14 protein-coding genes are annotated in these 23291 nt (G+C 66.3%); 9 read left to right on the top strand and 5 right to left on the bottom strand.

What is annotated here, in order from left to right:
• The 4 genes from D7V88_RS20670 to D7V88_RS20655 all read left to right on the top strand — a co-directional run.
• On the top strand, positions 1-883 hold an 883-nt coding region (locus tag D7V88_RS20670), incomplete at its 5' end, for an FIST signal transduction protein (protein ID WP_120542371.1).
• Positions 884-899: 16 nt separating this feature from the next.
• Positions 900-3524, top strand: coding sequence for a PAS domain-containing sensor histidine kinase (locus tag D7V88_RS20665; RefSeq protein ID WP_120542369.1), 2625 nt, complete (start codon positions 900-902; stop codon positions 3522-3524).
• 7 nt (positions 3525-3531) lie between these two features.
• Positions 3532-5469 carry a glycoside hydrolase family 15 protein gene (locus tag D7V88_RS20660; protein ID WP_120542368.1) on the top strand — a complete coding sequence of 646 codons (1938 nt, stop codon included), beginning with the start codon at positions 3532-3534 and terminating at the stop codon, positions 5467-5469.
• Between the two features lie 134 nt (positions 5470-5603).
• Complete coding sequence (locus D7V88_RS20655) at positions 5604-7340, top strand: malectin domain-containing carbohydrate-binding protein (protein WP_158625118.1); 1737 nt, start codon at positions 5604-5606, stop codon at positions 7338-7340.
• Between the two features lie 73 nt (positions 7341-7413).
• Here D7V88_RS20655 and D7V88_RS20650 read toward each other — a convergent pair whose 3' ends face one another.
• The gene (locus D7V88_RS20650) at positions 7414-7728 is read right to left on the bottom strand and encodes a hypothetical protein (protein ID WP_120542366.1); all 315 of its coding nucleotides are present in this window, start codon (positions 7726-7728) and stop codon (positions 7414-7416) included.
• A 431-nt stretch (positions 7729-8159) separates the two neighbouring features.
• On the opposite strand from D7V88_RS20650, the gene D7V88_RS20645 reads away from it, so the two are divergent.
• The 5 genes from D7V88_RS20645 (at position 8160) to D7V88_RS20625 (ending at position 15918) form a co-directional block, all read left to right on the top strand.
• A complete protein-coding gene (locus D7V88_RS20645) occupies positions 8160-11912 on the top strand; it encodes a hypothetical protein (protein ID WP_147448792.1) in 3753 nt (1250 codons plus the stop codon).
• A 117-nt stretch (positions 11913-12029) separates the two neighbouring features.
• Positions 12030-12668 carry a glutathione S-transferase family protein gene (locus D7V88_RS20640; protein ID WP_120542364.1) on the top strand — a complete coding sequence of 213 codons (639 nt, stop codon included), beginning with the start codon at positions 12030-12032 and terminating at the stop codon, positions 12666-12668.
• 340 nt (positions 12669-13008) lie between these two features.
• Positions 13009-14133 (top strand): hypothetical protein, encoded by a 1125-nt coding sequence (locus D7V88_RS20635; RefSeq protein ID WP_147448791.1) that lies wholly within the window; start codon positions 13009-13011, stop codon positions 14131-14133.
• Between the two features lie 166 nt (positions 14134-14299).
• Complete coding sequence (locus D7V88_RS20630; RefSeq protein ID WP_244238279.1) at positions 14300-15292, top strand: 3-hydroxyacyl-CoA dehydrogenase family protein; 993 nt, start codon at positions 14300-14302, stop codon at positions 15290-15292.
• A complete protein-coding gene (locus tag D7V88_RS20625; RefSeq protein WP_120542362.1) occupies positions 15289-15918 on the top strand; it encodes an MPN domain-containing protein in 630 nt (209 codons plus the stop codon). Before D7V88_RS20630 ends, D7V88_RS20625 begins: the two co-directional genes overlap by 4 nt.
• Before the next feature lie 64 nt (positions 15919-15982).
• On the opposite strand, the gene D7V88_RS20620 is transcribed toward D7V88_RS20625, so the two are convergent.
• From D7V88_RS20620 to D7V88_RS20605, 4 genes are all read right to left on the bottom strand, one after another.
• Positions 15983-16855, bottom strand: a complete 873-nt coding sequence (locus D7V88_RS20620; RefSeq protein ID WP_147448790.1) for a hypothetical protein — start codon at positions 16853-16855, stop codon at positions 15983-15985.
• Between the two features lie 14 nt (positions 16856-16869).
• Positions 16870-21483, bottom strand: coding sequence for a hypothetical protein (locus D7V88_RS20615; RefSeq protein ID WP_147448789.1), 4614 nt, complete (start codon positions 21481-21483; stop codon positions 16870-16872).
• Positions 21484-22338, bottom strand: coding sequence for a SurA N-terminal domain-containing protein (locus D7V88_RS20610; protein ID WP_158625117.1), 855 nt, complete (start codon positions 22336-22338; stop codon positions 21484-21486).
• A gap of 627 nt (positions 22339-22965) precedes the next feature.
• Positions 22966-23291 (bottom strand): PEGA domain-containing protein (locus tag D7V88_RS20605; protein WP_120542358.1); only part of this gene is annotated, 326 nt, incomplete at its 5' end.

The following is a 23291-nucleotide window of genomic DNA, read 5'->3' as shown; positions in this document are numbered from 1 at the left end:
GGGTGGGCCCGTCAGCGAGGATCCCAGAGCCGCCGGGCGCACCGCGGTGGCACGGGCCGTCGGACAGTTGCCCCCTCTGCCGCCTGGACGTCGCCGTGCGCTGATCGTCCTCCCGGACGCCCTGAGCGGGGACCCGACAGAAGTCGTGCGAGGGGCCCAGCAGGAAGCGGGCGCGGGCGTCGGCTGGGCGGGAGGCGGCGCGGGAAACAACCTCCGGTTCGTCAAGACGGCCCAGTTCACGCGAGGGCAGGCCTACCGGGACCAGGTGGTGGTGATTGCCTTTGATGCCCAGGAGCCCATCGGCGTCGGGATCCAGCATGGCTGGTATCCATATGGCCCACCGACCCAGGTCACGAAGGCCCGGGGTACGACGGCCATCGAACTCGACTACGAGAGCGCGTTCGATGTCTACCGGCGCACGGCCTCCAGCCGGGGCGTCGAGCTGGACATGCGTGACTTCACCCGCTTCGCGATGACCCACCCGCTGGGGATTCCCCAGGCCAGCGGAGAGTTCGTGATCCGTGACCCCATCTCCGTCGAGTCCGACGGTTCCATCCGCTACGTCGCGGAGATACCGGACGGCTCGCTGGTCCGGGTGATGGAGGGTGCGCGCGCGGACCTGCTCGACGCGGCGGCCGGCGCCGCCGCCATGGCCCGGAAGGGAACCCCTGGCCCGCTGGGCGGCGCGGTGGTGTTCGATTGCGTCTCCCGCTACCTCATCCTGGGCGAGGGGGTCCGGGATGAGCTCTTGAGATTCCAGGATGCGCTCGGGGAGGGGGTCCCGGTCGTGGGCTGTCTGACCCTTGGCGAGGTGGGAGCCCTGGGGGGAGGGGTTCCCCAGTTCCACAACAAAACGGCGGTGGTGCTCGCCTTTCCGGCGTGAGGGGACGAGGTGGGGCATGGAGGAGCACTGCGCGGACGCTGACCACAAGGTCACCGAGGAGCGCCTCGCGCTGCTGAGCGTGCTCCAGGAGCTCACCGTCGCGGCGCTCGATCTGCTGGATCCAAACAAGCCCGCCGACTCATTCCTGGACCGGGTCGCGGAGCGATTGGGGTGCATGGTCGCCCTCTGGCTCCAGACGGATGCGCAGGGCCGGGTCCGTCTCCAGGGCGCGAGCGGGCTCTCCACCGCATCCCGCCAGCTCCCGATTCCGGGTTCCTCCGAGCCCCCGCTGGAGCGCGGGCCTGGCGAGCCGGAGCTGCCCTATCCGGAGCTGGCATCGCCGGGACTCGTGCGCTGGTCGGTTCCCATCGCGGACTCCGGGCCGGGCGCCGGGCATGTCTCCAGCGCGCTGCTGCTGTACTTCGACCGCGAGCCGCATCTGCCGCGTCAGTACCGCGGCATGGTGGAGCGGCTTGGACGCGTCCTGCGCACCGCGCTCATCCACCGGCAGCTTTTCGCGCGGACCCTGGACAGCGAACGCGATCTCCACCAGCAGAAGACGCTGTTGGAGTCCCTGAGTGAAGCCTCCGTCGAGGGCATCCTGATCGCCTCTCCGGACGGGAGGATCCTCACCCACAACCGGCGCTTCGTGGAGATGTGGGGACTGGAGGAGGAGATCCAATCCGCGTCGAACGAGCTCCTGCTCCGTGCGATCTCGGAGCTCGTGGAGGAGCCCGCCAGGCTCCTGGCGCGCGCAGCCTCCTTCTTCGAAGACATCCACACGTCGGGACACGACGAGCTTCGACTCAAGGATGGCCGGGTGTTCGACCAGTACAACGCCCCGGTGGTGAGCGCGGACGGTGTCTACTATGGGCGGGCCGTCTACTTCCGGGACATCACCGCCCGGCAGCGCACGGAGCGCGACCTCCAGCGCGAGCGTGACTTCAGCTCGGCGGTCCTGGACACGGCCCGCGCGCTGGTGATCGTCCTGGATCCGGATGGACGGATCGTCCGCTTCAACCGGGCGTGCCAGGAGATGACGGGCTACTCCTTCGAGGAACTCCGCGGCGCGCATTTCTGGAAGCGGCTCCAGCCTCCGGAGGAAAGGAAGCGGGTCGAGGCGAACTACGCCGTGCTCGCGGCGGGCCAGGGGCATGAACAGTATGAGAGCCACTGGCTGACGCGGCAGGGAGAGCGTCGCCTCATCTCCTGGTCCAGCAACGTCCTCCGCGGCGAGACGGGGGCGGTCGAGTACGTCATCGGCACCGGCATCGACATCACCGAGCAACGGCGGGCCGAGCAGGAGCGCGACCAGACCTTTCAGCGTGAGCAGCAGGCGCGTGCCCGGGCCGAGGATCAGGAGGCGAGATCCGCGTTCCTGGCGGAAGCCTCCGGTCTGCTCGCCGGCGAGCTCGCCCCAGAGGACGCACTGCGGAGCGTGGCCGCGCTGACCGTCCTGCGGTTCGCCGACTGGTGCACCGTCGATCTCCTGGACCCGGACCATTCCTTCCAACGGATCACCGAGGCCCGCTCCGAAGCGCTTCGCGCCATGTCGCCAGCGAAGATCCTCTGCTCGCCACCCGACCTCGATGCGGCACATGGGCCCGGAAGGGTGCTCCGCCTCGGCGAGCCAGAGTTCTTCCCGGAGGGCTGCCCCTCCGCGGCACTGGGGTGCATGCGAGACGGGCAGGGGGGGGCGGGAGTCGTCGAGTTCGAATCCTGGATGTCGGTCCCGCTGCTCGCACGAGGCCATACGCTCGGCGCCATCACCCTGGCCCGGTCGGAGGCCGGCGGCCGCTACGGCCCGGCCGAGTTCGCCCTCGCGCAGGAGCTGGCCCGCCGCGCGGCGATGGCCGTGGACAACGCCCGCCTCTATCAACAGGCCCAGATGGCGATTGGACTTCGCGATGAGTTCCTCTCCATTGCCTCCCACGAGCTGAAGACCCCGGTCACATCCCTCCAGTTGTCCGTGCAGGGATTGATGCGCCTCACCCGGACGGGAGCGCTCCGAACCGCGCCGGTGGAAACCGTGACCCACTCGCTCGAAGTCATCGAACGCCAGGCGAAGCGGATGGCGAAGCTCGTCAACACGCTGCTGGATGTCTCGCGCATCCATGCCGGACGGCTCGACCTGGAACTCGAAGAGGTGGATCTCGCCGCGCTGGTCCGGGACATCGCGGCACGCTTCGCCCCCGAGCTGGCCACCTCCGGAACCCGGCTCCGGGTTCACGCCGACACTGCGATGCCGGGCGTGTGGGACCGCTCGCGGCTCGATCAGATCGTCACCAACCTGCTCTCGAATGCCATCAAGTATGGGGAGGGCAGGCCCATTGAAATCCGGGTCGAGGGCGACGCCGTGACGGCCCGCCTGGAGGTGAGGGATCAAGGCATTGGAATCCCAGCGGAACGGCACGCGCGGATCTTCCGGGCCTTCGAGCGCGCGGTGTCGTCGCGCCACTATGGAGGGCTGGGATTGGGCCTCCACATCGTGAACCAGCTCGTCGAAAGGCTGGGCGGGTCGGTTCGGGTCGAAAGCGAGACGGGGCGTGGAGCCACCTTCACGGTGGAGCTTCCACGCCGCGGGCCCTCCGTGTCGCCACCGGAACTCGTGGGCCTCCACGCCGACATGAAACCTGGATGAGCCCCTCATGGACCTCTACAGCGCCGCAAAGCGGATGGCCCGCCCCTTCCGGTTCACCAACCCGGCGTCCTACCGGGAGGTGCCCCTGGCGGGCCGTGGGATTATTGGCGACGGAAGCTCCTGCGCGCTCGTCCGACCGGACGGCGTCATCGACTGGCTCTGCTTCCCCCGCTTCGACAGCCCGAGCGTCTTCGCGGGCATCCTCGATGACGAGAAGGGCGGCATCACCGGCATCACTCCCGTCGTGTGGCCCTTCGAGAGCCTGCAGCGCTACGACCCGGACACCAACGTCCTGGAGACGCTGTTCCGCTTCGAGCGCAAGGGGGCCATCCGCATCATCGACTTCATGCCGTGGACCAACGACCCGCGCTCCACCGTCCACGAGGTGCACCGGCGCATCGAGTGTCTCGAAGGCTCGGTGGAGCTGAACATCGTCTTCGACCCGCGCTTCGGGTACGGGGCGTCGCAGACGCGGGTGGAGCGGGAGGAGCACGGCCTCGTCGCACGCGGGTCGGGAGGGGAGCGGCTGGTCGCCGTGCTCAGCGGGGAGGCGGAATGGCGGCCTTGCCGGGAGCTGCGCGGCCAACCCTGCCGGGGAGAGACGGGCCTCCAGACGCGCATCCGGATGGGGCCGGGCGAGCGGCGCTGGATGATCCTGTCGTGGGATTCGGACCGGCCGGAGCCTCTTGCCGCGTACCGCCCCTTCGATCACCTTCGGGATACCCGCCAGGCTTGGCGTCAGTGGGCGCAACAGCTCCATTACGAAGGGCCGTGGCGGCACCACGTCCTGCGCTCCGCGCTGACGCTGAAGCTGCTGATGTACGGCCCCACGGGCGCGATGGTGGCCGCGCCCACCACCTCGCTCCCTGAATGGATTGGGGGGCCTCGCAACTGGGACTACCGCTTCAGTTGGGTCCGCGACTCGGCGATGGCGGTCCGCGCCACCAACCTGCTCGGCTTCCTGGGTGAGTCGCGCGAGTTCTTCTACTTCATGCGCGACACGTTGCAGCGCGGTGACCTGCTTCAGGTGATGTACACGCTGGACGGTGGCCCCGTGCCGCCGGAAACGGAGCTGACCCACCTCGCCGGCTTCCAGGGCTCGCGGCCGGTGCGGCTCGGCAACGGCGCGAGGGACCAGTTCCAATTCGACACCGCGGGTGCGCTGCTCGACGCGGCGTACCTCTACGAGCGCTCCGGCGGGCGGCTGCCGCTGCGCACCTGGAGGCTGCTCCGCTCGGTCATCCAGACCACCGCCCGCCGCTGGCGCGAGCCCGACCACGGCATCTGGGAGCCGCGCCGGGAGATGCGGCACAACGTCCATTCGAAGCTCATGGGTTGGCTGGCCCTGCGCCGGGGACAGCACCTGGCACGGCTCTTTGGTGAGACGGCGCTGGAGCAGTCCAGTGCCGCCCTGGCGGACGTCATCCGGGCGGACATCCTTCGCAACGGCGTGGACCCGGCGCGCAAGCACTTCGTCGGAGCCTACGGAGGCAATGAGCCGGACGCCGCGCTGCTGCTCCTTCCCATCGTCGGCTGCTTCCGGGCGACGGACCCGTACATCCTGAGGACCATCGACTGGCTGCGCGAGGAGTTGGGCGCGGGCCCGTTCCTGCGCCGGTACCGGATGGATGACGGGGTAGGGGGGCCGGAGGGAGGCTTCATCCTCTGCGGCTTCTGGCTGGCCGAGGCGCTGGCGCTGGCCAACCGCATCGAAGAGGCCGAGGACGTCTTCGTCGCGCATGCGGAGGCGTCGAACCATCTGGGATTGCTGGCGGAGGAAGTCCACCCGCTGACCCGCGAGCAGTTGGGAAACTTCCCGCAGGCCTTCAGCCACCTCGGCCTCATCAGTGCCGCCGCGCGCATCGACCGCGCGCTCAGGCTTCGAGACGAAGGGCAGTCGGAGCCCCCCCACCTCCTGGAGCCCGAGCCGCCAGCCATTGAATGAATTTTCGCGCGGGTTTTTCGTGTCTTCGCGCGGGGGTCGCCACGCCGGAGCCCCCTTCAAGCCCTTCTTTCGGGGGCACGAGGACACACATGCACAGGAAAAGCCCCGGGACGCGCGCAAGCGCTTCCCGCAGGATGTTGCTTGGTTTCGCGGGCACCGCGTTGCTGGCCGCTTGCGGCGGGGCGGAGGGCCCCGATGAGCCCACGCTCCAGCACGAGGAGCCCACGCTCCAGAACCATGACCAGGCCGTCACGACGGTGACACTGCCCATCCGCATCAACGTGGGCGGGGGCGCGTTCACCGACATCAATGGCCGGCCCTGGGAGGCGGACCGCGGCTACGTTGGCGGCCAGGTGCTCCAGGTGACGGACCCCATCGCGGGAACCTCGAATGATTCGCTGTACCAGTCGGTCCGCATGGGCGACTGGTGGCACAACACGGGCATTTCCTACGAAATCCCGGTGCCGGGGCCGGGCATCTACACCGTCCAGCTTCTCCTCATGGAGCCGGACGAGACCGTCACGAACCGCGAGATGCGCATCCTTGCCGAGGGCGAAACGTTCGTACCGCAGTACAAGGACCTCCAGATTCCCCTGCGCGCGTACACGCTGAACATGGACGTCGCGGTGCGGGATGGCGCGCTGAACCTGGACCTGATGACGGACGGGCTGCCCGCGGTGCTGTCCGCCATCGAGGTGACGGCCTCCAAGTGGAAGTGGCTGGGCTTGAGCCCGCAGGCCTCGAACATTGCGGACCCCATCGACGCGCCCTCGCTGGCGCTGGATGCGAACAACCGCCCCTTCGTCGCCTGGGAGGAAAGACCTTCCTACACCAGCACCCTCAACGTCTACGTCGCCCGGTGGACGGGCAGCGCCTACGAGAGGCTGGGCGGCTCGTTGGGCAGTGACACCCGGGCGGGCAACCCCACGCTCCTGATGGATCCGACGGGCGCCCCCGTGGTGACGTTCCTCGACTCCACGCCCTCGATCTCCGGCACGCACGTGCGGGTCCGACGCTGGAACGGAACGGCCTGGACCGAGGTGGGAGGTCCCGTGAGCGTAGAGGGCCGGTACGCCCTCGCGGTGGCCGCCGCCATGGATGGCCAGGGCCGACCCGTGCTCGCGGCCGTGATGTACGACCGGGCACAGAAGAACGAGCGCATCTCCGTCTTCCGCTTCGACGGCACGAGCTGGGTCTCGCTGGGCGACATCCCGGAGAGCACGTCGGACTGGAATGAGCATACCCGCCATCCCGTCATCGCCGTGGATCCGTCCAACCGCATCGTCGTGGCGTGGGACGAATGGTATGGCAGCCGGGACTTCACGATCTTCGAGAAGACCCATGTCTTCCGCCGGGAGGCGAACCAGTGGGTGCGCGTGGGAACGCCCGTCCCGAACGGCGAGTCCAGTATGTCGGAGCGACCCTCGCTGGCACTGTCGCCCGTGGACGGCACGCCGTGGGTGGCCTACCTGGAGTCTGGGCGGGTCAAGGTGGTGCGTGAGCAGAGCGGAGCCTGGGTGCCTGTCGCGCCCACGGGACTGGAGGGCTGGCCCGGCATGCCCCATGACGCGGGCCCGCCGCTGCTGCGCATGGATGCCATGGGGACGCCGACGGTGGCCCTCGTCGAAGGCGGGCTGTACTACGAGCCGAGGCGCTTCATCCGGAAGTTCAACGGCGCGGCATGGGTCGCAGTGGACGGCCGCGTCAGTCCCTTCGACACGACCTTTGCCCCGGTGAGCGGCGAGGATGTCCACGGGGACATGGCGCTCGCCCTGAGCACGTCGGGTCAGCCCGTGGTGGCCATGTTCGAGCAAGACCCTGCCGGCCCCTACCTCCCGCGCATCCTCCGCGTCCGGACCTTCACGCCGTGAACCGAAGGCATGAGGCCCCCTGTGGCTGAGGGGGCTTCGTGAAAGGCAGTAAGGTCCTTGCATCCGCCGGGGGTCAACCCTCGACGTGGAGTTCAATCGCGCCACCTTCGAGCTCGATCACATCTCCGCTCTGAACCTCGATCTCCAGACGCTTCCGCTCTCCCTGAAGTGCCAGGAGGCGAGCTTCGTTGATCGACACGCCAGGTCCCCAAGGCTGTTCTCGGGGACACCGGAGCAGCGTCGATCCCGTGACAACGATCTCGGCTCCGCGTGCAGCCTCCTCGCTCAGGCGCACGCGAACGTGAGCTTCGCCCGACGCCCAGTCCATGGTCAGGTCAAGCAGCGTTGCGTCGTGAAGACGGTCCCATCCGATGTTCGCGATATGCATGGGGGTCACCTACGGAAACGTGATGGGGAGATGGGCTGCCGGCGACTCCGGTGGGAACGGCCTCCCCGTTCGGGCCGAGGGTCCTCTTCCTGGGTCTCCGCGTCCAGCGCATCGAGGAGGTCCGCGCGGGCGCGCCGGCCTCGGCGTCGCCCTGTTGTCTCAGGAGCGCGTCCGGTCGACGGAGCGCTCCCCCTCCCAATTCCATCAACACGCCATCATTCCTCGCCAAAGAGAGGAATCATCAACTTGTCATACAATCTGGTCTATCTGGTTATCATGGTTATCCTTTCTCACATTTACCATTGCACCCATTCGCTGCATGGTGTCGCGCAGGCGTTGGTGACCACTTGCGCCTGAGTCGCTGGGGGTGCGGCATGGGATGGACCTGGGGCGCCCGCCTGGCGGTGCATCACCATTGGAAGGTGGCACGCGTGAAACCCAACAAGAGAACCGTGGCGGGGGCATCCCTGCTGATGGCCCTGTGGCTGGGCGGCTGCAATGGCGAGCAGGACGCGGCCCTGGCACCGACGACACCCGAATCCCCGGCCCAGCAATCCCAGGCCGTCACGCCGCTGTCGCCGCTGGTGCGCGGCTACATCGCGGCCCGGGTGGGGGATGATCAGCGGATGGCCCGCCACGACGTGTACCTGCCGGGCGTGAAGGTCTACCTCCGCGACCTCTCCACCGGCGCCACCACCCAGCCCCGTGAGACGGACCTGAGCGGGCGCTTCACCCTGGCCGCCAACGCGAAGAGCCGCTTCGAGGTGTGTTGGAGCGCGCCGGGCTTCGTCTCCGGCTGTGACACGAAGAACGCCTTCAACGTCACCGCCCGGATGAAGAACGTGGGCACGGTGCTCATCCCCATCGCCACCACGACGACCACGGCGAGCGTCTGGGGCAAGGTGTCGCTGGCGGACGGCTCCAGGCCGCGCAAGCTGTCGCCCCTCGACAGCGTCAACGCCGTGGCCCGCCTGGAATTGCTGAACAGCGCTGGCGGCATCGTGTACCAGACGCAGATCAACAACTTCGGTGAGTACCTCCTACCGCAGGTGGCGGAGGCGGCGTCCGTCACGCTGCGCGCCCGGTTCGAGCAGGCCGAGGTCACCCAGCCCATCCTCCCCGCCGCCAACCTGGCTGGCATTCCCTGGCATCAGGTGGACCTGCGCTTCGGCAACTTCCCGCCGAGGGTGAAGCCCCTGGTCGCCACCGATGCGGGCGGCCGCTGGACGAAGTCCGTGGCGCCGGGTGCCGTGGTGAAGCTCGCCGCGAGCGCGAGCGACCGGGACGGCCATCCCCTCCAGTACCTGTGGAGCCTGGACCCCGGCGCGGGCACGCTCAGCGCCACTTCGGGCACGCAGGTGCAGTGGACGCTGCCCGCCGTGCGCGGCCTCTACACCGCGCGCGTGCTGGTGTACGACGGCCACGGCGGCTACGACGAGCAATCGCTGTCGCTGCGCACCGACGGGGCCTTCGTCCTCTACTCCGGCTTCGTCACCGACCTGGCCGGCACCGCGCTGTCCGCCGTGCAGGTGGAGATCATCACCAGCGCTGGCACCAACACCACGACGACCAACGCCTCCGGCTTCTTCCGGGTCTTCGCGCGGGACGCGGACCGCTATGTCTTCAACCTGCGCAAGGCGGGCCATGGCCCGGTGTCGCAGATCTACGACCGCGGCATCACCGGCGGTCGGTGGAAGATGCAGCGCGCCACCGTGACGGTGGTCAACCCCACCCTGGCCATCGACCTCACGAACCAGCGGAGCAGCTCGGAGTGTCCGGGCCGGCCCAGCGAGCAGCTCGACTGGACGGGCAAGTACGCCGCTGCACGCACCCCACAATGGCAGGATGGCAAGGGCAACATCCTCCCCCCGCCGCTGGAACAGGTCTCCCTGCCGCTGCCGTCCGCGGAACGTCCCAAGCCCATCTGTGGCCCGGGCATCCGCGTGCAGATCCCCGCCAACGGCCTGGTGGATTCGCTGGGCCGCGCGCCCACGGGCAACGTCGAGATTGCCCTCACCACCATCGACCTGAAGTCCGCGCAGATGCCGGGTGACTTCACCACCCGCGCGCTCAGCGGGCAGACGCTGGTGGCGCAGAGCTACGGCGCCGGCACGGTGTCCATCACCAGCGGCAACACGAAGTACAACCTCAAGCCCGGTGTCACGGCCACGGTGACGGTGGCGGTGGACCCCACGCAACTGGCGACGGGCGCGGCGCTGCCGCCCACCATCCCCTTCCTCTACTTCGACGAGACGGCGGGCGTCTGGAACGAGGAGCTGACGGCCACGCTCAACGCCGCGGGCACCGCGTATGTGGCGCAGGCGCCGCACTTCTCCACCTTCAACATGGACCTGCTGAAGAACAACCAGGCGTGCGTGCGCATCGACAGCACCGCGCTGGCGGACGCGCAGTATTCGCTGGAGATCGCCATCCCGATGCCGGCCGGCGCGGCGCCCGTCTACCGCACCGTCGTCATCGACAACGCGGTGGCGAAGATCCACGCCCTCTACAACCTGCCTACCAACACCAACATCGTCCTGGTGCCCATCCGCCAGACGGGCAACGTCCCCATCGGCACGTTCGTGGTCAACACTGGCGGGGCGCAGAACCCCACCACGCCCAACGCGCCGGTCTTCCCCTACGCGGCGTGCTCCACGGAGGTGGTGTTCGAGGACCGCGTCATCCCGCCGCCCTCCATCGACTTCCTGCACGGCCTGGACTCGTTCGCGGCCATCGACCTGGACGAACTGGACGTGTCGGACCCGGCGGACCTGCTGCTCAAGAACAGTCTCGAGCAGGCGTCGCAGAACTACTACGACCAGGTGGACCCGCGCATCAAGCGGCTCACCCTGGCCGACTTCAAGACCCACAACGGCTTCCCCACCGGAGAGGTCCGCGCCGTCTACGCCAACCACGTGGACCTGGGCTTTGGGCGCGACATGCATTGCACCAAGCGCCTGGACTTCTTCGGCCAGGACGAGGTGGCCTGCTACGTCGCCAACTACGGCACCATCGACACGGCGGATTCCGCGGACGTCGAGGAGGCTCGCCTGGCGGGTACGCCGGTGGCCACGGTGGCCATGGAGTTCTCACCCGTCGAGTCGCAGCTCGGCAACCCCGACGAGTTCGACGACCCCCAGCGGGTGGTGAAATTCTACGTCTACGACGCGGCGGGCACGCGCGTGGGCAAGGCCAACCTGGACAACCTGGGCACGCGGCCCATCCCCCAGCTCTGCATGGTATGTCACAACGGCGTGTACCCGGATGGTGACGTCCCGGCGCCCGGCTTCCCGGCGTTCCCGGACCGCGAGTCGGTGAAGCTCGGTTCGAGGTTCCTCCCGTTCGACCTGCAGTCGTACGAGTTCTCCACGGTGGCGGGCTTCACCAAGGCGGACATGCAGGACGAGATGAAGTCGCTCAACCTCAACTACGTGGTGCCCACTGCCCCGGGCACGGCCACCACGGAGCTCATCAACGGCTGGTACACGGGCGGAGCGTTGATCCAGAACGAGGCCTACGTGGTGCCGCTCTGGAGCAACGTACCGGCGGAGCCCTTGAGGGCGCAGACGTACAAGGACCTGGTGGGGCGCAGTTGCCGCACGTGCCACATCTCGCAGTTGGATCCGGATCTGGCGTTCAACGCGTCCACGCAGTTCATCAACCGGATGGGCAGCATCGAGGCGCGGGTGTGCGTGCAGCACGTCATGCCCCACTCGAAGAAGACGCATGACCTGTTCTGGGACAGCGTGGGGCCGCACCAGCCCGGGCTGCTCCAGATCTTCGGGGACACCTATGGCGCCGGCTCCGGGTGGAACGGGCAACTGTGCGGGACGTACGTGAGCGGTGGCACCACGCCCGTGACGACGTACACGTCCATCATCCAGCCCATCTGGAATGCGAGTTGCACCGCCTGTCACACGGGCGGCGCGCCTCCGGCGGGTCTCAGCCTGGCCGCTGGCGTGTCCTACGTGCAGCTCTTCAACGGGAATGCCACGCAGAGCACGTTGGATCGCATTGAGCCGTTCAGCGTGAACAACAGCTACGTGTGGCACAAGCTCAACAACACGCACCTGACGGCGCCGGCGAACGGGTCGGGCAGTCAGATGCCGCTGGGCGGTGGGACGCTGCCAGGGGCGAACCTGACCAGCATCTCGAGCTGGATCAACGGTGGCGCGTTGCCGTGATGTCTTGAAGCACGGGAGGCGGGCTCCGGAGTGCCAGGGGCCCGCAGTCCGCCACGTCTGGTGCCAGCAGCGACAGAGACCTGCACGAACCCCCTGCGCGCGAAGTAGGATGCGCGCATGCTCAAGGTCTACGGCTTCTCCCGAGTGAACAAGATGGCCCGCGGCAAGACCCGCGACCTGCGCGTCCTGTGGGCGCTGGAGGAGATGGGTCTGCCGTACGAGGTCGTGGGGATGGATCATCCGCAGCACGACCTCGATACGCCCGCGTATCGCGCGCTCAATCCATTCGGTCAGATTCCGGTGATCGACGACGACGGCGTGGTCGTCACCGAGTCGGGTGCGATCCTGCTCTACCTTGCCCGCAAGAGCGGCAAACTGATGCCGCGCGACCTCGCCGGCGAAGCGCAGGTGCTGCGCTGGTGCGTCGCGGCGCTGAACACGATCGAGGTCCCGGTCCTGACCGCGTGGTTCGTCGACCTGAACGGCGGCAAGGGCACCAAGGGGAGCGATGCGCTTCACCAGTGGGGGGAGATGCGCCTGAAGCAGCTCGACGGCTGGCTCGCGGGCAGAGAGTTCGTCGCGACCGACGCGTTCACCGTCGCGGACATCTTGATGACGCATGTGCTGGGCGCCGGCATCGACGAGAGTCTCGTCAAGGACCATCCAAACGTGCTCGCCTTCCAGAGGCGCTGCATCGCGCGCCCGGCCTGGAAGAAGACGTTCGCCGCCTACTGCGACCGCGTCGAAGCGGCCTGAAGACGGGGCGCCGCAGCCTCGGCGTGCTACCCATCGCGCGCTGAGCATGGGCGGTGAAGAAGGCGGCGAAGGCGAAGCAGTTGAGGAACGCCCAGGCTGTCCGGTGAGCGTCAAGGTGGCTGTCGCGTGAAAGGGTTGAGCCGATGCGATTCAGCTCCCGCGCTTCCGGTGAGGGGTTGAGACGAACAGGCATGCGCGTCACCGTCTACCGGTTCCCCTGAGGGCTCTCAGCCGCAGTCGGCTTTCTGCGTGTTCTTGCGTACCGGGGCGCTGGCGGCTCCGGGAATTCGCGGTTAGCTTGTCCCGCGACGTCTCACCCGGCTGCGCCGTCGAGGAGTTCATGGCCTACAACAGTGTTCAGTTCCTCGGGTTCTCCATCAACACGATGCCCGCGGGGGATGCGGATCCCACCAATCCCTTCCAGTTGAAGTACCTGGGTAATACGAACAGCAAGATCGACGTGTCCAAGCGCTGTCAGGTCATGATGGATGCGGTGCGGGCAGCCGCGAAGAGCGTGACCATCGCAGGCAGCAACACGCTGAAGATCTTCATGGCACCGGAGTTCTTCTTCCGTGGCGATCGCGGCGCCTATCCCATCGAAGAGGTGTCGACGATCCTGCCCAGGCTTCGGCAGTGGACCCACTCCCCGGCCTACAAGGACTGGCTCTTCGTCTTCGGATCGGCGCTGGGCTACCTGACCGACGGACAGGCCAAGGAGATTTTCAATGTCGCGCTGATCCAGCGAGGTGGGACTGAAGCGGACGACAAGGACAACGCCAGGCTGGTCTTCAAGGAATACATCTCACGCGTCGACTTCATCCGCCCCAAGGCGTACACCGCTAAAGTATGTCCCAACTGCAACACCATGGTTTACGCGAACGAATTCACGAACTGGGATGTCAATCGGCCCGATCACCGCCTGGGGCTGGCGAACACGCCGGATCAACGCATGAGCGTGCTCAGGCCCACCCAGGGCTCGAGGGATCATCTCTCCAAGAGCACGAACGCTCCCGGGCGCGGAAAGGAAAACAGTGCGTCCGGCCTGGGCGGTGGAGGCCACTTCACCATGGCGGGGATCCGCTTCGGCCTGGAAGTCTGCCTCGATCACTACAACGGGAGGCTCAAGGCTTCGCCGCCCGCGGCCGGTGAGGTCTACCCTCAGATCCACTTGATTCCCTCCGCGGGGGTCAACATCACCCAGGCGTCAGTGGCCTGCGCGAACCAGGGCATCATCTTCAACGTGGACGGAGGCGGGCACATCCAATTGGCACAGAACGCGGGGACCTACGATGTCCCCCACGTCAGCCCCTGGGCCTGGCTCTTTCCACCGAACGTCGGAGGCTGGGTCGACGTGAAGCTGGTCCAGCCCAGGAAGGACGGCGCTGATTACTTCGTCGGAGGCGGCGGCATGGTCTACATCTCCTATGTGGCCAACCTTCCGCCAACGGTCCCCGCGCCGCCCTGAGCACCCGGTCTCCCACGGCAGGAGGGCATCGGGCGGCTCAAGGCGATGCGCGCTCCGTTACGGCTGACGACGCGATGCGGTGGAGGCCGCGGAATGAACAATTGCAACGCACCTTCACCGCATCGTTCTGACGCTCCGCGTTCGTGATGGAGGGATTGCCTCCGTCATGCGGCTGCGGCGACGCTGCGCCGCCATGGGACACAAGCGGCTGATGCGGATTGGCGTGGTGGGCGGGGGAGCCATGGGGTGCGGAATCGCGCTCGAGCTCGCCATCGCTGGCAGGCAGGTGGTGCTCTTCAACACGCGTCCGGACAGCAGTGAGCGCGCGCGGGTGAAGTTGGAACGGGACGCGGCGCTGCTGGTGGAGACGGGGCTGCTGTCGCCGGCAGGGCGTGAGGCCGCGCTCGGGCGGATCCGGCGCACCACGGTGCTCGCCGAGGCCGCCGTGGGCCAGGACCTGGTCCTCGAGTCCGTGCCCGAGGACCTCGTGCTCAAGCAGGAGGTCTTCCGTCAACTGGACGGGCTGGCGGCGCCGGACACCGTGCTCGCCTCCAACACCACCGCGCTGAGCGTGACGGCGCTGGCGCGGGACTGCACCCGGCCCGAGCGCGTCCTCGCGGCGCACTACTACCTGCCGGCGCACCTGATTCCCCTCGTGGATGTCATTCCCGGGGAGAAGACGGCCACCGACGTCGTGGAGACCGTGCGGCGCTTCCTGGAGGAGGTGGGCAAGACGCCGGTGGTGTTCGCGAAGGACGTGCCGGGCTCGGTGGGCCCGCGCTTGTTGCAGGCGCTCATCGGCGAGGGCATCCGGCTGGTGCAGGAAGGTGTCGCCACGCCGGAGATGGTGGACCGCGTGCTCACGCAGGGAATCGGGCGGCGGTTCGGCGTGTCCGGCATCTTCGATCGGTTGGATCTCGCGGGGCTGGACCTCGTCACCGGCGTCATGCGCAATGCCGGACGCCCGGTGCCCCCGGTGCTCGCGCAGAAGGTGGAGCGCGGCGAGCTGGGCCTGAAGTCGGGCCAGGGCTTCTACACCTGGACGCCGGACGCCACCGCCGCCTTCGAGGAGCGCGTCGCCCGCGGCCTCATCACCCAACTTCGCGAGGACCGTGCCGAGGGCCGCCTCCCCAGCCCCACGTTGGAGACGCCGGAATGAGTCCGGAGCTCGTGCTGCTGGACCCGGACGTGCTGTCGGACTTCCTCGCGGACGCCACCCGCGAATACCTGGCGTGTACCCCGGAGCTGCCACCCCGGAGCTGGGCCGTCCTGCTGGGGCGCTTCGTGGACGACGCGATGCGGGTGGAGCGCGTCCGCTTCGCCGCCAACATCCGCGAGACGGACGACACCGTGCTCCAGGAGTTCGGCGCCACCATCATCCCGCGCTTCGGTGCCTGCTATGCCAATGGCCGGCGCGGCTACTGGTGCGAGCCCCGGGAATTGCTGCGCATCACCGAGGAGGCGGAGGCGGAGGGGCTGGAGGTGCTCGGCTCCATCCACCTGCACCCGGACTGGCACCGCATCGGCCCGCCCCATGAGCGCGGCCTGCGGGTGAGCCAGGAGCCCACGCCCATGGACCGGCATCTGTTCCAGGGCGCTGGCTGGCCGCTCAACATGATCCTCTACCTGGAGCGGCGCGAGGGCCGGCTCTACCACGCGCTCGGGGCGTGGACCGCCCCGTCCGGGTCCGACACTCCCTGCCGCCCGCTGGCCCTCCGCTTCGGCACTCCGGAGTTCGAAGGCAGTGCGGCCAGGGGAGCGGCGCCCTGTTCAGGCAGACCTTGACGGGGCGCCTGATGGGCCTCTTCCGCACTCCTGAGCTGTCCGATTTGACGGGGGCAATTCCAAACTACTTCTGGGGCTGGGCGAAGAAGCGTCGAAGATGTTGCTCCGTCACCGGAGAAGGCGAGCCTTCAAGCATCATTTTCAGGCGAGCCCTGACGACAGGGTCCTGCAGTCCCGTCGTCGTGAGATAGTCGATGTAGCCATTGCGCAGTTCGCTGGAGTCAAGACGCGGCAGGAGGAGATCGCGCAGACGCGCATCCCCTACTGCCGCGAAGGCTCTTACGATGAACCCCTCCGCGTCCAGCAGCCGGTTCATGCGAACGACCTGGGCCCGATAACCCGGCTGCTCGTCCGGAGACATCGAAGCGATGTTGCGGCCTCGGGCCAGTGTGGCGACTTGTGCGGAAACCACATCCTGTTCCCGCTGGACCTCGCGCAGTAACTCCACGACCTGTTGACGTTCCGCGTCTTGTCCCAGGACCAGCAGGTAGCTGATGGCCTTCAATGAGGCCTGGAACGCCAGGGGGTCCTGCGCGGCGTCGAGCTGGCTCAGGGTGGCACGGGAGCGCAGGTATGGCAGATGGGGTTGGGGATTCCGTCGGACCGCCTCCCAGGATTGGCGCATCTCCTCGCCCGAAAGCTCAGAAATACCGTGGTTCGCATGGAGCATTCGCTCGACAGTCTGTTCTGGTGTCAGCGAGGCCCACTCCGAGGTTCCTGCATCGGTACGGGCAACACGCTCTCCGGGAGACGAGGTCTCCGCGGGTCGTCTGGAGGATGGAGGGGACCCGGGCGGCGGAGCCGAAGGTCGTATGGCCGCGTCAGGCCCCCGGTCCCCCGACGTGGGGAGGCCCGACACGCCGGCGGGACTCAGGAAGAGGATCAGTCCCGCCACGGCGGCGAGTACGACCAGGGCGATGATGATGCGCAGTCGCATGACAGAAATCCCTCTCAGTACGTTTTAAGGACCCGGTTCCCATGGCCGAGCATATCTCCAGCGGCTCGCGTCATCCGGCTTTCGGTTTCCACCCACAAGGGCATGCGCCGACCTGAGTTGATCTGGGTGAAGGAATGGCCTTCGACGGTCGGATAGAAGAACGCTGGGGACCCCGGCGAGTCTGCGGTGTTCGTCAGGATGTGGGCGAGCTCATGGGCGAGCACCGGCCAGGTCGGCAGGTCACTCTGGATCAGCACGAACAGCTTCTCCCCGTGGGGAACCCGGGCCGTCTGGTACAGCGGGGGGAAGGCGTGGCCCCCAGCGGGGACCACGGTTCCATCCGCGCGGTGGACCTCGATTCGCGTCCCGTAGAAGACGTCGACGATGTCCTCCGTCATGGTGTCACCAAACTTCTCGTAGATGGCGCCAAACTCGGCGTTGGTGATGACACCGTCCGCGAGGATGTTGGTGAAGTTGTACGTCGGCGCGTCCACGAACTGGACCTGACCCGGGACGGTGGCTTCGAGACACGCTGGTGACCAGAGGGTGTTGGTTTGACGGACATCCTGGAAGACGTTGGTGGTGCTGGTGATGGGCCCTCGCCCACTGAGGGTGGCGCTGTGGGTTCCGGTGCGGGCCGTCGTGGCCCCTTCACTCAGGTCGACGTAGGGCTCGCTCGGCTCTCCCAGGTCATGACTCCCGTTCTGGTTGACGTCCACATAGTCGAACGTCGCGTTCAGTCTTCCAAACTGGTCGTTCGTCGCGGGGTTTCCATCCGGATCGACACCGATGTCCTGGAAGGGCTCGAGGAAGACGAGGATGCGCATCTCCATCTTCCTGCGTGAAGGCCCACAGACAGGCATTCGCCACTTCTGGTTGAAGCCGGCGAGCAGGGGCTGGAAGCTGACGTTTCCATGGATGCTGGAGCGGAAGGTCCGGTCTCCAGGCGCATTGTCAGCGACCACCTGGCTGACGCCATCATGCGTGGCGAAGCCGTCATCCGTATCCGCCCTGGGAATCCCCTCGATGTCGAACCCAGTCATCATCAGGCTGCGTGAGACCAGGACCGAAGTGCCGCTCCCTGTTTCCACGAGTGGAACCTGGACTCCCTCGTACTGCGTGGAGCCACGGGCGGAGTTGAAGAGGAATCCGAGCGTTTCCGCAGTGCTGGCGTTCGTGGCGAAGCGCGGCCCTCGTGCCCGGAGATAGAACCGTGAAGGGTCCCTTGCGACAAAGTGGTTCGGGTCCGCGCCATTGAGCACGTTGAGCGTGCCGTCATAGGCGTTGTCCCAACGGCCGGCGCGGAGGAATGAGAGGGTCGCGTCATCTTCCTCGACGACTTGATCGTCATCCGAGTCCTGAACAATCTCCATCTTGTGCGTCTCCACCTTGAGGGTACTGGTGGGCAGGGTGATCCCCTCGGTGGTGGTGAACTGAAGTCGGAGCTCGCCACTCCCCACCCGCAGGGCTTCCATGAAAAGCGACGGAGGGGCGCTTTCGGCGGGCAGGGCCAGGGTGCTGGGGATGGCGAACGCCTGGGTCTTGGAGAGGGTCGTCCAGAATCGGATCGCGTCGGGCTCCAAGGTGTGCTCGAGGCTCAACGTTCCAGGCACGGGTGGATTCATCACGAGCTTGATCTCCGCGAGTTCATCATCGCCCGCGGGCTGGGCCTCCTCTGAATCCATCACCCCATTGAAGTTGTCATCATCGTTGTTGACGACGACGAACTGGGGCGTCTGGCTGCCCAACTGGAGCTGGTACTGATAGACGGTCAGCTTCTGGGTCGACAGGGTGTAGCTGATGCCTCCCCGGACGGCCGCGATTTCAAGCGTATAGTGGCCAGCCGGCGAGAGCCCGGAAACCGCCACCGAGGTGGCGGAAGAGATCAGGTAGATTGTCTTCACAGCCCGACCCGCCGAGTCACGAATCGTCGCCCGGAAAGAATCCACGGCCCCTTGAGCTCCCGAAAGCGTGAAGGATACGGAGCCCGAAGCATGTTGTGCCAGGTAGCGGGTCGGTGGCTCGTTGAAGACAATCTTCATGGGTTCGGAGCGGATGGCGCCGTATTCAAGTTGTGATTCCAGGCCGTTCCCGGCGGCGTCAAGGAGTGTCAGCCTGAAGCTGAACACCTGCCCTTCCGGCACCGGTGCTCCCACCTGGGTGGTCCCGGGCCAGTAGGCCAACAACATCCGTCCACGCCCGCTCTGGTTCAGGTTGCCGCTCGTCGAAGTGTAGAGCGGCAGCGCATCCCCAATCTTGATGACCTCAAGTCGGATGGAGACGCCCAGGCCGAAGATCAGTTCGTCGTAGAGGGCCGCGTCGACATGATAACCGATGAGGATCCCCTGTCCTCCGGATGAGAGCACCGCGGGCATGGCGGAGCGGGGAGTGTCGATGCAGACCTTCGAAGAGCAGTTCTTGAGGGTGAAGACATACTCGGCGGTCGAGCTGAGCGGCAGCGTGTCATCGTCGGTCGCCGTGAAGCGGATCCGCCATCGACCCAGGCACGCCGGGGCGAGGACGGTGCCCGCAGGGTAGAGCGTCAGGGTCGTTCCCGTACCCAGGGCAGGGACGGGACAGTCCGGGGAGGGAGGGATGGCGGACCACCGGTGGCTCACGATGCCGGTCCATGGCGCGAGTTGCTCCGTGGGGCTGGTGTGACCCTGGTAATAGGAGAACCCGTTGTCCCAGTCGGTGGCGTGCCCTGTGAAGCTGAGTTCCCGGGGCAGCACTCCCTCCAGGGAAGTCGTCACCACCTGCCCCACATAGCTCAGGTCCGAAAGGATCGATGTTTCTGGGGGCACGGGGGCTTGCTGTACCAGGACTTGCGTGGATGCGCAGGTCTGGTTGCCTTCTCCATCCGTGGCACAGAAGTCGAAGGTCCAGCTCCCCTCGGGGAGGTACTCGAACATCATGTTGAGCGTGGGGGCATCGTCCGTGACCCCGTTGAAGGTGTCACTCACGGGGCCCCAATAATAGGTGACTCCCGGAGGGCCGTAGGAGTTCGCCTCCAGCGGGAGATCTGTAATGTACCATTTGTAGCTGACAATGCCTGGCGAGAGGGAGACAGTCCGGCCATCCGTTCGATGGCAGCGATGGGCGAGACCCAGACAGGTGGAGTCAGGATCCTCGGCCAGGCCGTAAAGGATGGGAAAGGTTCCACCCACGTGGGTGACGAGCTGCACACCTTCGTACTCCTCGCCATTGAAGCCCGTGACGGAGACGTAGGGCTCTGCGTCCACCAGCACCTTGAACTCTGACTGGACGGAGTTTTCTTCATCGTCCATGGCGGTCAGCCGGACGATCCACGTGCCCGGGACCCAGAGCGCACCCGTGCTCACCATCGACGTCGTTGAGAGGACGGAGGGAAGTGCTGGGCCGGATGCACCGGGTTGTTGTACGGCTTCCCACCTGAAGCTCAGATTGCCGCCGTCGTCGTCGGTGAGGACCGTGGTCTCGACCAGGAGGCTCTGCCCGACAGTGACCCTGGAAGCCCCACTGAAGGCGATGCGCGGAAGGCTGTCGACGACCAGGACCGTGACGGTCATGGCGACGACGGCGTCCTCGTTGTCCTTGGCGGAGAGTCGGAAGATCCATTCACCGACATCGGCCTGGGTCGTGGGGATGTTGATGCTGGGCGTGGTGGCGTAGCCGTTCCGTGGGCGCACGGGCGAGCGCAAGGGGCTCTTCAGGATGTCCCAGGTGAAGGTGAGGTCCCCACCATCATCATCGGTGAGCTTGCTGCTGCCGAGCTGGATGGGATGCTTTACGGGAACCTGTTGGGCGCCGCTGATGGTGAAGTTGGGTTCGGCATTGGGGACCGTGAACTGGATCGCGTTGTTGTTGACGACGATCTGTCCCTCGTTGTCGTCCATCTCGAGCTTGAAAACCCAAAGCCCGAGATTCCGCTCATCATTGAAGGCAATGGTTGCGTTGGCGCGATCCCCATTGACCAGGGACGCGACGGCGTTCGGTGGGCGCGAAACAACCGCCCAACGGTACTTGTTGGTGTCTTGTGAGTAGGGGTTGTCTTGATCCTTTCCGTTCGCGGACAAGGTCACGGTGGAGTTCCAGGCCAACGCCGCGGGCGAGTAGGCGGGTGCGGCAATCGGGGGAATGTTGATGACCTTGATGTTCCATTCCACCGCGTCGGCCTCTATCGTCTGATAGGGGTTGCATTGGATGTTGCAGGGAGGGTTGTTCGCTGAGATGCAGGTGGTGATATGTGAGGCATATCCGTCGCAGCGGATGACGTGGGTTCCGAGATCCTTCAGGGAGCGGGCCTGGAAGTGAAAGTACGCGGTCCATAGGCCATTGGATGCCTGCTTGATGCTGCAGTCATTGGTGTTCCAGTAGAGGATGGACGAGGTGGAGGTAGGGGCCCGAGGATCATTGCTGTGGCTTGAGATGGGAACTTCAGGGCTGAGGGGCGTAAAGGAAGTGCGCCGACAATTGAGATTGCTTGGAATGATATAGGCGCTCGTTGCCTGCCAGCCGTTGGTGTACTCCTCCTTGACCACGTTCGTGTAGTTGAAATAACTGGTGGTCACGGCCTGTGCGTTCAACGCGAAAAGCACGGCAATCAGCAGGACCGGGAGATGTCTTGCGTCTTGGGGCTTGAGGTGCACCTAGAGGTCCCTCGTCTTGGTTCCCGACAAGGTGGATTCTTGTCGCTGTGAGGGAGAGGGTTGGGCCTCGCCAACAAGGGTACTGGACTTCTTCCATTCCCCACGCAGGGCGGATTCGTTTTCTGACCGCGCTCCCAGGCTGTCCAACAGGGGGCTGCTGATATGTGCTCGGGCACGCAGCATTTGCATCAACGCTGCCTGTTGACGGCGCCTCATGAACGACAGGCATTCCGCACGTACTGCTGCTTCGACCTCAAGGTACGATGGCAGAGGCTGGGACGGGTCAGTGGGAGCGAACCTCTCCGGTTGGCTCTCGAAGAACGCCTTGACGGTTTCGTCGGAGACAGGGCCTGCCTCGATTTCCGCTACACGTTCCTGCAACAAGCGGCTGTGCATCCGCCGCCGGAGCTCGGAGAGGCCCAAGGGTGCTTCGTCCACGAAGCGATTGAAGTCTGCTTCGGTGTCGAAGCTTCTCTTGAACGCCTCAAGGCCTCGGTCCACATCCTCTTCCTGGACCATGAGGCCCAGGTCCGATGCGGCTTCTTCCAGCAGATGCTCGTCGATCAACTGCTCAGCCGTGTCAATTCTCAGGGCGCGATCGATGGGTTCTGGAATGAGCCCGTTGCTCAAACGGGCTTTTGTCCGCCGTGCGGCGATCAATCGCTCGAACCTCTGGCCTGACACCTCCCGCCCGTTCACCACCGCGACGGCTTCCATCCTTCCGGTGCCCGGTGTCGTGACGGGGGGCGCGGATGCGGCCGGCGCGCTTGCGAGGAGGACGCAGACCCCCATCAGGCCTGTTCCGAACACGCCTCCACCGAGGATGAGCCATTGCTTCTTGAGAAAAGGCGACATGTGTTGGCCTCTTGGGGGGCAGGTTCCGCAAGGAGAGGGAAGATGGGATGGGTCTTGAATCACACCTCCACCGATGGAGAGCGCCAGAACGCTTGGGCAGCCGCCACGTGGAGCGGTGATGTTGATGATGTGGGAGACGGCGGTTTCCCTTGCGGACGTGGCACGTAACCCAGAGCTGACGGGGCGGGTTTCTCGCGGTGGAATGGAGCAAAGAATGAAGCCTTGCAACTGCGGGTTCATCCACGTCTGTAATTCAAGTTACCGCGTCGGCGCATGGGTCGCCAGGGCCTGACGTGAAGCCACGCGCCTTGGGGTTTGGGGACGCATGGGCGTCGGCGTCAGCAGCCGCTCCATGGGAGCTTTGACTCCTGCGGCAACGTCAACGAACTGAGGTGCCTTCTCTTGGACGGCCGCAAGTGAGTCGCGGTGGGAAGGAACTCTGGCTTGCCCTCCCTCGGCCGCGTTGGCGCCATGCCCACCTGTTACCCGAAGGCACAGGCGCTCCCAGTGCCGTGCTGAAGGGCCGCACTGAGGGCACATGAGGTAACGCGGGCAAAGAAAAGCCCAGCAACCCGTTAAGATTGCTGGGCTTCTGAATGTGGAGGCGGAGGGAATCGGACCCGCGTCCTATTCGAAGACGCCGATGCCCGGGTCGGAGCCGTTGTTGGCGGGCTTCGTGGGCTTCGTCGGCCGGGGCGCCGCGACGCGCACCGGCTCCAGGCGCACCTCCACGGGCCGCACCGTCGAGTCCGCGCTCCGGCTGTAGTTGAGCGTCCGCTCCACGTCCTGATGGCCGGCGAGCTTGAAGCGCAGCACCGTGTCCTTCGAACGGGGCAGCATCAGCTTCGTGGGCGTGGTGCCAATCTGGGCTTCCCCATCGTAGATGGCCGCGCCGGAAGGCGTGGAGATGAACTCCACCGTCACGTCCTCGGGCAGGGCCGTCGGGTTGGGGG

The sequence above is a fragment of the Corallococcus terminator genome, assembly GCF_003611635.1.
In the GTDB taxonomy this organism is placed as follows: Bacteria; Myxococcota; Myxococcia; order Myxococcales; family Myxococcaceae; genus Corallococcus; species Corallococcus terminator.
The sequence above is the reverse complement of the archived record's forward strand: the minus strand, read 5'-3'. Positions and strand labels throughout refer to the sequence as shown.